The 13,534-nt window shown below is 38.6% G+C and carries 8 protein-coding genes; all 8 read right to left on the bottom strand.

The features are described 5' to 3' along the window. The coding region (locus MHI40_RS22105; protein ID WP_445678347.1) for an RCC1 domain-containing protein at positions 1-1,727 on the bottom strand (1,727 nt) is incomplete at its 3' end. 338 nt (positions 1,728-2,065) lie between these two features. After that, a complete protein-coding gene (locus MHI40_RS22100) occupies positions 2,066-5,353 on the bottom strand; it encodes a leucine-rich repeat protein (RefSeq protein ID WP_340765615.1) in 3,288 nt (1,095 codons plus the stop codon). Positions 5,354-5,458: 105 nt separating this feature from the next. Beyond that, positions 5,459-6,088 (bottom strand): YfbR-like 5'-deoxynucleotidase, encoded by a 630-nt coding sequence (locus MHI40_RS22095; protein ID WP_340765613.1) that lies wholly within the window; start codon positions 6,086-6,088, stop codon positions 5,459-5,461. A 67-nt stretch (positions 6,089-6,155) separates the two neighbouring features. Continuing rightward, on the bottom strand, positions 6,156-6,335 hold the full coding sequence (locus tag MHI40_RS22090; protein ID WP_340765612.1) for a hypothetical protein: 180 nt from the start codon (positions 6,333-6,335) through the stop codon (positions 6,156-6,158). Beyond that, positions 6,325-6,651 (bottom strand): hypothetical protein, encoded by a 327-nt coding sequence (locus MHI40_RS22085; RefSeq protein ID WP_340765610.1) that lies wholly within the window; start codon positions 6,649-6,651, stop codon positions 6,325-6,327. The genes MHI40_RS22090 and MHI40_RS22085 overlap by 11 nt, the downstream gene beginning before the upstream one ends. Positions 6,652-6,872: 221 nt before the next feature. Continuing rightward, positions 6,873-8,855 (bottom strand): NAD-dependent DNA ligase LigA, encoded by a 1,983-nt coding sequence (gene ligA / locus MHI40_RS22080; protein WP_340765608.1) that lies wholly within the window; start codon positions 8,853-8,855, stop codon positions 6,873-6,875. 362 nt (positions 8,856-9,217) lie between these two features. Beyond that, complete coding sequence (locus MHI40_RS22075) at positions 9,218-9,418, bottom strand: hypothetical protein (RefSeq protein WP_340765606.1); 201 nt, start codon at positions 9,416-9,418, stop codon at positions 9,218-9,220. Positions 9,419-9,631: 213 nt separating this feature from the next. Next, positions 9,632-13,456, bottom strand: coding sequence for a cell envelope integrity protein TolA (locus tag MHI40_RS22070; RefSeq protein ID WP_340765603.1), 3,825 nt, complete (start codon positions 13,454-13,456; stop codon positions 9,632-9,634). Positions 13,457-13,534: the final 78 nt, after the last annotated feature.

Genomic DNA, 13,534 nt, shown 5'->3' with positions numbered 1-13,534 from the left:
ACTAACGTGCGAGCCGCTGTTACGTCTGCTTGCAACTTAGAACCTTCTGCTTTCACCACTGCAGTCGTTGCCGTTTCGACCTGAACCGCTAAAGCCTTCGCATCATCGATTGCTTTTTGCACAACGTTCAACCGATTCGTCAAGCTAGTCTTTTCGGTGCCAGTTGGAAGTGCGTTTACTAACGTGCGAGCCGCTGTTACGTCTGCTTGCAACTTAGAACCTTCTGCTTTCACCACTGCAGTCGTTGCCGTTTCGACCTGAACCGCTAAAGCCTTCGCATCATCGATTGCTTTTTGCACAACGTTCAAACGATTCGTTAAGTTCGTCTTCTCTGTACTATCTGGTAATAGGTTTACAAGTAAACTAGAGGCATCTACATCTGCTTGCAACTTCGAGCCTTCTGCTTTTGCGACAGAAGCTGTAGCTATTGCTATATCTTCATTTAATTTAACTGATTCATCTAAATAGATGTCTATAAAGGTTGGCGACTGCACAGAAGAAGCAGTACCTATTCCTAGTTGCCCATAGCTATTGTAGCCCCACGTATAAGTCCTTAAATCTTCCGTAATCACAAATGTGTGACGGTCTCCTCCTCCCATAGAATGTATCTTGCCAATCCCTATAGTCTGAACAGGTGTCTTTTGTAAAACTTTGGTTCCATCACCAAGCTCACCGTTCATATTGTTTCCCCACCCCCATAAAGTTCCATCATTTTTTAGGGCAAAAGAACGTAGGTTTTGAGCCATGATTTCTTTTATGTTTGTCAAACCTGGAACTTGAAATGGTCTACTATTTGGAGTTGAACCATTTGTAACTATTCCATTCCCTAGCTGTCCTTCATTATTTAATCCCCATACCCACACAGTTCCGTCAGACTTCAAAGCTAATGAATGATTGAAAGTGGTATCAATTGATTTTATATCCGTTAATCCTGTGACTTGTACAGGAACTTTTCTATTTGTAGTAGTCCCATCTCCTAAAAATCCATATCGATTATTGCCCCACGCCCATACTGTCCCGTCTTTTTTTAACGCCAGCGAGAAACTGTCAGAAGCTTTTACTTGAATAACATCTGTTAAACCTGGAACCTGTACTGGAGTCGATCTATTAGTAGTGGTTCCATCTCCTAACTGACTGTTGCCATTGTTTCCCCATGCCCATACTGTTCCGTCTTTTTTTACAGCAAGTGAATGAAGATTACCACCATCTACCCCAACAACATTATCTATACCAACCACGGGCACCGGAGTTCCCTTAGAGTTTGTACCACTACTCGTCCCATCTCCAAGCTGTCCAAACGAATTGTATCCCCATGACCAAACCGTTCCATCTTTTTTAATAACGAGATTAAAACTTTCTCCAGCGGCAACAAATGAAACATCGTCTATTCCAGAAACCTTTTTAAATTCACGCTCTCCTAGATTGTTATTACCAATTCCATTTCCAAGTGCTCCATAGTTGTTTCTGCCCGCAGTCCAAACAGTTCCGTCCGCTTTCAATATGAGCGAATGTTGGCCGCTTCCTGTAATCCAATTACTATAGGACACTTCAGCAGCCTCTGCCTGTGTAATCAAGAAATTTTCCCCAAATATCCCACTACTTGATTCAATGGGACCCACAACACCTGTCATTCCTGACAACAACAACGATGCTGCTAATGCTGTTTTGACTAAGGAACTAGACATTACATTTCTTGCTTTATATAGCTTATTTTTCTCATTAATCATTTTCTATTTTCCTCCAACGTTTTTTTTAATGACCCGCTATTATATGTACTAACTATAAATTTATAAGAATAGCTTTAAATCAATGCCAATAGAGGAAATGGGTTGTAGAACTACTCACTAAATAAATTAGTTTTTTTTCACGGATATTACCGAAGATTTTTCCAGATATAAAAAGACCGCCATTAGGCAGTCTTTAGTTTTTTTTATTAAAACAATTTTTTTCTCTACTACTCTCCTAATAGCTTCACATTCAAATTCAGAAAAGAACTTCCCCCGTTTTTCAATGCTTTACGTCGTTTATATTTCACCGCTTGAGCTACTGGCATTATCAACTACCACTACCCATTGAGGAGGAAATTCAATCTTTCTTGGAAAGCCGTTTTCGCTTCACTCGATGGAAGTTTGTCTATAGCTTCCTGTGCACGTGTTAAGTACGGGTCACGCTTGTAACGTTCTGCAAATGTAACTTGTTGCTCTGCAGCTTTTAGAAGAGCTGGATCCAATGCAGGATCCTGTGGCGTTGTTGGAACTGCTTCTATTATTACTTGGAGTCTTATTTCTAGAGCTGTTTTGTCTGCTCCGTCTTGTAACTTAGCAACGAAATCTTTCGCACTGGTTAAATACGGATCACGTTTATGTTGCTCTGCCAAAACCACAAGAGTTGTTGCTTCTTCTAATAGTGCTTCTTCTACTTCCGCTGCAAGTGCATCTTGGATGACTTTTATACGGTTCAAAAGTTCCGTTTTCTTTGGAGAATCTTTCAGCTTGTTAATGCTGTCCAAAGCATTCATAATGTCAGAATCACTTTTCGTCAGCTCCGCGGATTTCACTTTGCTCTCGGCCTCTAATGTCAACTTCAATTGCTCGATACGTTCAGAGAGTTCTGTTTTAAGCGGTCCATCAGATAACTGATTGATGGATTTTTCCGCAAGCGTGATGTTGTAGTTCGTTTGCATTTTTTCTGCTTGAACTACTGCATTAATTGCTTTTATGTTCAACTCGATGCTCGTGATACGGTCACTTAACTCCATTTTAGTTGAACTGTCAGGCAATTTAGCTACTAATTCTTTTGCTGTGGCGATTTGCTCTTTTGTCGACTCGTCATTTAACTTGTCTACTGTATCTTGTGCTTCTTTTACTAGTTCCGCCCCATCAGATGTAACAACTATCGAGTCTAATCTTACTGTTAAAGCATTTTTCTCGGAGACAGACGGCAATGCTATAACTAAAGATCGTGCAGCATCTATATCTGCTTGTAGCTTCGACTCCTCTGCTTTTTCAACTGAAACTGCCGCTGTTGCAATTTGCCCTGCAAGTGCTTTCGCATCATCAATTGCTTTCTGCACCATATTCAATCGATTCGTTAAGCTTGTTTTCTCTGCTCCAGATGAAAGATTGTTCACAAGTAAACGAGATCTATCTACATCTGTTTGTAATTTAGAGCCTTCTGCTTTGACTACGGATGTAGTCGCTCTGGCAATTTCAGCTGTTAAATTAATTTCTGCTTGCACTGTGTCCAATCGTGAAATTAAGCTTGTTTTCACGCTGTCATTTGAAAGTGCATTGACAAGCGTACGGGCCGAAGTTACATCTACTTGTGCTTTAGAGTCTTCTGCTTTCATGACAGAAGCTGTTGCTATTGCTATTTGGTTGGCTAACGCTATTGCGTCATCAATTGCTTTTTGAATCACGCTTAATCGATTCAACAAGTTTGTTTTTTCTGCTCCAGATGGCAATGTATTAACAAGTGTGCTTGCCATTGTTACATCAACTTGCAACTTAGTATTTTCAGCCTTAACTACGGAATCTGTTACTGATTTCCAATCAACATAGGTTCCTAAAGACACAAATTTATATCCGATGGTATTTGCCCAGTTCTTTGCAAATTCCGGTGTGTCGTGCCCATACACTGTTACGTTCGAAACGCTGACACTATTCGCTTGTAATATGGATGTACTCAATACACTCGTTAAAGAATAAGGCATTGTTATGGAATGAATATCATTATTGCCAAATGCCATGGAGCCTATTTCATTCACATTGTCTGGAATTTTGACAACTGATAGCAAGTTATTATTAAATGCCATGTATTCTATAGTTTTCAAAGATGAGGGTAAAGTAATATCCGAGAGCTTGTTGCCAGTAAAGGTAGAAGAAGGTATTCTTGTAACACCCTCTTCTATTTCAACTTTAGTTATGTTATTTGCACTAAAAACTGAAACCCCTAATTCAGTCATCTTTGTGGTTAATTTCACTTCTGTAATTGCATTTCCACCAAAAGAATGATCCCCTAGCTTTTTAAGACTCTCGGGAAAATTGACGGAATGAATTAGGTTATTTTGGAATGCTCTTTGATCTACGCTTACAATTTTTTCTGGCAATTTCACTGAGGTTAACAGGTTATAAGAAAATGCATCAGAACCAATTGTTTTCAAGGTAGAAGGTAGTGTTACACCTGTTAATTGAATACGCTTAAAAGCTGAATTTCCTATATGAACAACAGGCAAACCTTCAATCATATCTGGAATCCATACATTTTTCACCAGACCCGTGTATTCTGTTATCGTGACTTCTCCATTTGCTATCGTATAATTAAAATTAGCCGAAATTTCAGGAGCATCTGGCACATATGATTCCCCTAAGGATACCCAAGTGTGTTTATCTTTAGTTGCCCAGCTTTTTGCATATGTTGGATTTTCGTAACCATAAACTTTTACGTCAGCTGGTACTGTTGCATTTAAAGCCAATACGCTTACTAAGAAAGTAGAAACAGTAGAAGGAACATGAAATTCTCTGATCTGATTCATATTAAATGAGGAACTCCCTATGCTCGTAACTCCTTCAGGCAGCTTTACTTTAGTTAGCAGATTTTCACTAAACGTACGACTTCCTATTGTTCGCACAGATGCAGGAATATCTACAGAGGTTATTTGGTTTTTTTCAAACATTGAATTGCCAATTGTTGTTACACCATCTTCAAAAGATACTGATTTAATATTATTGTTTAGAAATGTCCCACTCCCATATTTCACATCTTTCTTAAATGTTACATTAGTAATTTTATTATTACTAAAAACTTCTAGACCCATTGATATTATAGAATTAGGAATATCGACTGATTTCAACTTATTATTCTTAAACACATAATTTCCTAGTGTCGTTAATGAAGATGGTAGTAAAATGGTTTCTAGCTGATTATTTTCGAAAGCATTAAGTTCAATTTTTGTTAATTTGTTTGGCAAATTTACGCTCGTCAACAAATTATTTTGAAATGCATTTGAAGCAATTGTCTTAATTCCTTCTGGAAGAATTACAGATTTCAGATTGTTACCTTTGAATGCAGAATTGCCGATATAGGCAACCGGGTTACCTTGAATATAAGCAGGAATTACTACATCGGTACCTACACCTAAGTAGTCGGTTATCGTAACTTCTTTTGTACCAGAATGTGTCGTATACTTGAAATCTGTAACAGGGTTTTCTTTTAAAGAAGACATTTCTGCAGCATAAGCTAACTTATCGACACCTATTAGACCTGTAGATATAGAGCCGGATAGTATTAAAGAAAGTGCCAATACCCCCTTAACCATTTTTTCACTTGATTTTCTCATGTTTTTATTTTGCATTTTTTTCCTCCTGTATTTTTTTTAAAACTCTATTTAGAGTATGCAATAGCCTATGTATTATTCTGATATCTTCATAAAATAGAAGAACAAAAAAAAAGACTACCCTTAGGCAGTCTCTAATACTTTTTCTGTCAATGCTCGCACATCAATCGTTGTTTCTTCGCCGATCATGTCCATCAAAATGACTTCTTTGAAATATTTAACGCTCTCTGTTAACGGAATCTCTAAGATTCGTTTCAGTGCGTTTTGATACATTGATACAAACTCTTGGTCTGTATTACCACGCTTTAACTCTGCAAAAGATTCATAGAGCTGATCTAACTTGTCTGCTAATTCCAAAAGCAAGCCCTCGGTAGTTCCATCTTTACCTTCTTTCATTCGACCTGCAAATACCTCGCGAAACTCTTCTGGAATCTCTGATTCTATGAAGTTTGCTACCATTTTTTCTTCTACTTCGTTAATCATTTTACGAAGCTCTGGTGACGCATGTTTCACAGGTGTTTTTATGTCACCGATGAAAACTTCCCCGAAGTCATGATTGATCGTTCTTTCGTACAATATCTTCCAGTCAATCACTTTGCTACTACGCTCTTCAATAGTTCCAAAGAACATTGCATATTGACTGACTTTCCAAGAATGTGCTGCTACATTGTGTTCCTCAAATTTGTAACGTCCTGGACAACGTACAATACGCTCCAAATCATTTAGTGATGTGAAAAATGTATGAATTCCCATTATTAATTCCTCCGCTTTCCCTTTTTAATACCTGCATAACTTCGTATGCAGGATCCCTGTAGTTTTCTTATCCTTTAACCACTTGTCTGATCTCGCTTTCAATCTCTCTGTACCTAACTGTTTGACGTTGAACATTGCTTTCTTCTGCAATTTGTCTAGTCATCTTCGATACAATCAATTCATCTGATATATTTTCATAGACTCGGACAATCATTTTCACGAAACGAATATAAGCTTTAGACATCATTGGTCACCGCCTTTTTCCGTTTCATCTCCACATAATTTTTAGCTCCACGACATGCTTTGTCCAGATGATTATGACAAAACCATCGTTCTAACGCTCCGTTCTGTACATTCAATGGTTGTTCTAGTAACTCGTCACACATTGGTGTATAAAAGTTACAGGTTACCGCACAGTCAGAACAGGGTTTTTCTAACACCTCTAAAGCTTTACCTTCTTCTGCTTTTGTTAACCAGTATTCTTCCACGCTTCGAACGTTTTCCAACATTACCCTTGGCATTCTCTTGACACCATGAAGAGCAAGTATTTTTTCTATAGTCAAGTAGACCATCTCCTTATTAAAATGCAGTCAAGCTGCTCCTTTTTAATCTGTTCTGCCTATTCTATGCAGTTGCTTTCCAAACGATAAGAAAAAGACGCCCAAGAAGGACGTCTTGTGTAAATATAATCAGGCAAAACCTTTGGTAGCTCCATGTTTTACCCAGTATTCTATATTTATTGAAAGTAACTCTTCTATTTCTAGATACCTCCATCTTTCTATTTCTATACCATACTGCTATATTCTTGCTCGCTTAGGATCGTTACGCCCAGTTCAACCGCCTTTTTGTGATTCGAAGAACCTTCCGCATCAGGACCCATAAGGAGATAGTCGGTCTTTTTCGAAACAGAACCGCTCACTTTGCCTCCTAATCCTTCAATCTCCGCCTTGAATTCATTACGTCCTTTCGATAAAGCACCCGTAATGACAAACGTTTTTTCGGTGATTGCCGTGTCTGTCTTCGGTGCGACATAGTCGCTCTTCATCAATAGCCCTGCCATGGACAATTCCTCTATCATCTCTCGGTTCGCTTCTGAACAAAGAAACTCGATAAGGCTATTTGCCATCGTCTCTCCAAAATCAGGAATAGCAAGTAATGTCTCCTTTAGAGAACTGCCTTTAGAAGCTTCAATCAATGCTGGTACTGAATCAAAATGTTTCGCTAATGTGCGAGATGCCGTTCGACCGATATTAGGAATCGAGAAAGCATATAGAACCTGATGAAAACTATTAGACTTCGACGCTTCTATTCCTTTAACCATCTTATCAAATTTCTTTTTACCAAATCCCTCTAAAGTCACAATGCCTTCGCCTTTCTCATGAAGGTCATATATATCTGGAATTAGATTGATGAACCCTTGTCTGTGAAGTTCTGCAATCGTCTTATCTCCAAGCCCGTCTATATTCATAGCCTCTCTGCTGACAAAATGCTCTAGTTTTCCTTCTACTACCGGCTCGCACCATGCATTTGTACAATACAGATTTTCTCCATTGAATTTCGTTGGAATCCCACATGCTGGACATGCTTCTGGATGAACAACTGCAATCTCTGAGCCACTTCGCTCTGAATGAATACTCTGAACTACTTGTGGAATTACATCATTTGCTCGCTGCACAATGATTCGATCACCAATTCGGATATCTTTATCTCGGATGTTTCGGAAGTTATGAAGTGTTGCTCGAGTAATACGAACAGAATCAATATCTACTTCGTCAAAAACCGCAACTGGAGTAATCTGTCCTGTTTTACCTACTTGGAACAATATCTCCCGTAGTGTAGTCGTTGCATCTAAAGAGGAGAATTTGTAGGCACATGCCCACTTTGGATACTTAGATGCACTTCCTAATGTTTCACGAATGGCTAGCGTATCAAACTTCAATACCAATCCATCAATCATGAATGGAAGTGTTCCACGTTCTTTTTCCCCGTATGCTTCACTAAACTCTACGATTTTTTCCACTTCATCAGCATCAAATTCAAATGTTTCGACTAACTCGAAACCGTTCTCTTTCAAGAATGCTAACTGCTCTGTATCTGTTTCGAAATCCAGGCCATCTACATACACTAAATCAAAAGCGATACCTTTCAAAGCTCGACTTGCAGCTACACTGCTGTCTAATTGACGAACCGTTCCAGATGCTAAATTTCGCGGATTGGAATACTTCCCATCTGTATTAATGCGTTCAAACTCGGCGTAAGGGATTATGACTTCCATTCGAACTTCTAGTTGAGAAGTGAACGAGATTACTTTTGGTACATTTTTGATTGTAGAGATTGTGTGTGTCAAATCTTCACCAATCAGGCCTGTGCCTCTACTCACTGCTTGCTCTAATCTACCGTTGTTGTATTTAACGACAATGGTTAGTCCATCCATTTTATGCTGTGCTAAAACTTTACCTTGCCCTCTACCGACAAACTTTCGAATACCTGCAGCATCAGTTATCTTTTCTTGGGATAACATCGGACTTGAATGCGTTACCTTTTTCAAACCATCCACCACTACTGCATGAATCTTATTCGTAGGAGATTCTGAGTCGGATAGCTCCGGGTTTGCATCTTCTAACTCCACTAATTGAAGATATAGTCGATCGTACTCTGAATCCGTGATCACTGGACTATTCTGTTCGTATAGTCGGTCATGTTGGATAATTTCTTCTCTTAACCCTTTTAATTGTTCTTCCACCGTGTTTACTTTAACTGTTGTCATCTAATCAATCTCCTTTTTTAGTCGCAGACAAGTCCGCACCTGTTTAATCTGATACCTTTCAGTATATGCGAGAAGTGCCTAATTCATAAAGAAGGTTTTGGGCATAAGAAAGACCACCCTTTGAGAGAGTGGTCAACTTACAGCTTTGTCGGTTTATTTTTGCATAATTTCTGGTTTCAGTCTAGGGATGTATCGTCCTATCATTTTTCAATATTTTCATCCTTACTTCCTCCTTTTTTGTAGCAGTCACATCTGCACCTGTTTAATCTCATATACATTTCAATATATGCAAGTTGTGTGCATTACAATAAAAGTTTATTTTTCCAATAAATAAAGGACCCAGAAGTTCAGGTCCTTTGCTATTAAATCATCCCCGGATTCTCGATGATGAAGAAAAACGGGATGATATGTTCATCAATCATGCCATTCACCACTGGTACCGTACCGTCTATTAATGACGTGATTGCAAATACTCCAAGCCCTATCATTAAAGCGGCCACCACAACCGTCTCAAATGAAATAAATCCACCTTTTGCTCGTAATGTCTGTAAGACTTTTTTCATGAATAATCCTCCTTTCGTCTCTATGATCGCAGAGCATTTCTAATTTTCACGGATTGTTGAAATGATTAAGTGAGTTCGCTACCATGAATTCTGAACTACTTCTGCTTTTGGGACATTATACACACAAGTATTCCAAATGATGCTATCTCATTGATTGAATGTCGACGAACAAAACATGAAGGATTCACTCCCGAGGGAGTGAATTTACTTTGTTTAGTTCCGAACAGCATCCAGTCTTGCTTGGAGATTCGTTTTGGCTGACCCGTCTGGTAATTCATCGATTGCTACCTGAGCTTTCGTGTAGTAAGTAGCCCGTTGGTATTTCTCCGCAAGTTGAACTGTTTTTTCTGCTGCATCAATCTGTTTTTTTATTTCCAATTCTTCTTGTGTGTTAGAGAAGAATGTCGACAGCTTTTCTATCAGTTTTCCATGTGTCTCAGCATAAGCACTAAGAGCTTCTATACTTTTGCTTGCCTTGGTCAAATTCGTTGCAGTTTGTCGTTCTTTAGCTAGTTCAATCATTTTAATTGCCTCTTGGAACTTCGCTTTTGTTTCGATATCAGCAATTGCCTCTACTTCCACTTTTAGGTCATATGCGAACTGCATTGCTTCTGACACTTTAATAGCACTTAGACGCTCTAATAATGCAACTTTTGAATCCTCGTCTTTTAATGCCTCTACTAGAATACGAGCTTCTGCAATCATACCAACATCACCTGCAGATTCTGCTTTTGTCACAGCATCTACTGCCAACTTAAGTTTGCCTGCATCTATTTTTTCTAATTCGGCATTTAATAATAGTTCTAGTCTCGCAGACAACGCTGTCTTGATATCGCTCGGAGGAACTTTCTCCAGTGCTTCTTGAGCCCGTGCAAAATATGGTTCACGTTTGTAGCGTTCTGCATTAACTACTTGTGATTCTGCATTTTTAATTGCTGCTTGAATCTCTTTTTCAGTCATGTTTTTATAAATCTCATCTAGTTCTTTCTGTAATTCATCTTTTTGTTCTCCTTCACGCAACTTTTCCACTTCTGAAGAAGCACTCAAGTAAGGCTCACGCTCAAAACTGCCTGCCCAATCGATATTTTTACCGACTATCTCAAGGAAAAGTTTATAATCTCTTTCGGCAATCCACTCGAAGATCGCTTCCATACGCTTCAGATATACTTCCTTCTCTTTACATTCAGGAAGTTCATTAATCTTCACTAAAGCTGTGGTAATATGCGGATCTCGTTTCAGCATTTCTGCCACTTTCAAGTAGGTTTCAATAGATTTTACATCTGGGCAAGACTCCCCAGGTACTTGTTCTTTGTTACGCACAATTTTATGATGCAAATAAGGCAACGTAGAGCCTTCATCTATCTTCCATAGTCCACTGTCAAAATCAAAACCAACGGCTTCATATGGAGCTTTTGTTAAGCTAGTTTCTAAGCTTAGCTTCTTCGTCTCACTATTTGTAAAGCTAGCAGGCATTATTTGGTCCCATGTTTGTACATTTTCCATGTTTGCTATCGCTTCGCTATAATTTCCATCCCGATCTAGAAGTTTACCTATAAATAATTGTTCTACATTTTCAACTTTATCGAGCAGTACGAGTGAGTTCTTAACAATTCCTTCTTCACCGATTACTCCAACCAACCCTCCCGATTTCCCTGAGGATATTAATTCTCCTGCTGAGTAGCTGTATTCTAATGTAGCATCGAGTAATCCAACGACCCCTCCAACACTAGATTCTCCTTTAACTTTTCCATAATTGTGTACATTGCTTATCGTACTTGTACTTTTACCAACAATCCCACCTACTTCGTCCAGTCCCTCTATATCTGCGAATGAGGAAGCATAGGAAACTGGTGCAACTGTAAATCCGGCTATTCCACCCGCCTGTGAATATCCAGCTTCTTTACCAACAGGACCATTCACCTTAATAGTAGATCCTTCTAAAACGTAAAGGTCTTGAATAGGACCAGTGTTAAAACCAACGATTCCTCCAACAGAACCGGCTGCAACTATATTTGATTTAACTTCGACATTTTCAATATTTCCGTGGCTCCACCCAGCAATTCCTCCAGAACCAGGAGTAGATTCTTCCTTAGTGGAGTTTGCTTCGATTGACACTTCAAAATCTTGTACATCTTTTATTTCTGAAGTATTAAATCCTGCTACTCCGCCTACTCGTACATCTCTATTGTTACCTATTAATCCAATAGACTTAAGAGTATAGTTCCCACTTATTTCGGAAATTTTGCTATAGTTTTCTGCAGTAATGCCGCCCACATATTCGCCACCTACAATTGTTGCGTTTAAATTAACATTTCTAATGGGTGCAAATGATTGATAAGTCACTCCCCCTGCATTTTTCCCTTCTGCATGCACAGTTCCAGTAACATTCGAAATTTCTCCTTCAAAAATGAAATGGGATACGCCCGATGCATTATTCGTGCCAATCACTTTTACATCTAGTTCTACATCTGAAACTACTGACTCTAAATGTGAAATAACTCCAGATGCAATATCATTAGAAATAATCTCGCCCTTTACCTTAATATTCTTTAATTCCGCCGTTTCATCATAAGTAGAACCAATCAATCCAGAAGCCCTTGTATCGGCCTCTACTTTCCCATCAAATGCCACATCTTGATACGTTCCTTCGCCATGTACGGCATAAATGACGCCAGCAGCATTATTTTTCGAAGTTACGTTACCTTTTACCTTTAAGTTTTGAGCATTGACAGTATTATAAATTTGTCCTATTAAACCAGAGGCAACATCATCAGAGCTTACATTTCCTTCAAAAGATAGGTCTTGAATTATTCCTTTATTATGCACTGCGTGAATAAGTCCAGAAGCTTCTGTTTTTCCTTGCACATCTCCTGTCATAGATACATTCTTAATATTTATCCAATCCTCGCTGCTTCCATGGACCGAACCAATTACTCCCGCTGCTCTTTCTTCACTCTTGACCAAACCTTTCATGTGAATATCTTCTACATTTAGGTTTTCATAAGAAGCATGCAAAACACCCGAGGACTCAACAGTACCTATTACTTCACCTTCTACAATCACATCTTTCATTTCCACATTAGGTGAATGGAAAACAAATCCAGAAGTGTAACGCCCCTCAATTTTCCCCTTTATTCGGATTTCTTCTGCATATATATCATCTACATGACCATAGAATCCACCGCTTGCATAATCTGAAGCAGTCACGTTTCCTTCAAAAGACATCCGTTCCATCTTGACAAATGAACCTTGGTCACCATTTTGAGTTGCAAAACCTGCAGCTTCACCCTCCACTGAATCTATATTAGCTACAACACGTACATCCGACATTTCCAATTGTGCGTCAGTAATACTAGTTAAACCAGACACGTATGCATCTGTCCCGCTAATTTCTCCTGATACAACAACATTTTGTATATCCACTTTGTTTAATTGGTCAGTATCTTCTATAGACCCACCAATAAGAGCTGCTACGCCACCGTATTGAAAGTTGAGTTCTTCATCATTTTTGGTGTAGTTACCGCTTACATTCACATCGACAAATTCAATATTTTTAATTTCAATTTGTCCTTTTGAATGAACCATTGAAATAAAACCTACATACTTCTCATTACTATTAATAGTCATCCCTTTGACTACGTGACCTCCTCCATCGATAGAGCCTCCAAACTCTTCTATAGGTGTCCAGTTTTTACCGTTCAGTTCAATATCTTTAGTTAATTTGTAGTGCGTATTACCGCTCTTATCCAATTGAATCTTTTCTAACTGCTCCCTATTGGCTATTTGGTATGGGTTTTCATAACTCCCATCCCCACCATCAAACAAACCTGTCCCGTCAAAACGATTGCTATCATCCCATGTAATATTTACAGAGTTTGCTGATGGTGAGTTTTCGCTTGATTGACTTGTTAAGCTCTTTTCTGATAGCTCACTAGCCAAAGCAATTGGTTGACTAAATGGTTGTAGTATTAAAAAAGTTAAAGCGGTTACTGATAAAACATTTCTAGGTATGCGTAAGAAATTCTGTTTCAATTTCATTTTTATTCATCTCTCCCTTATCTTTGATACAACATGATATGCTACTCTTTATACAAAATTCAGTATTTAGTTTCTAAC

This window comes from Psychrobacillus sp. FSL H8-0510, assembly GCF_038008345.1.
GTDB classification, from domain to species: domain Bacteria; phylum Bacillota; class Bacilli; order Bacillales_A; family Planococcaceae; genus Psychrobacillus; species Psychrobacillus psychrotolerans.
Note: the sequence above shows the minus strand (reverse complement) of the source record. Positions and strands in the feature narration are given on the sequence as shown.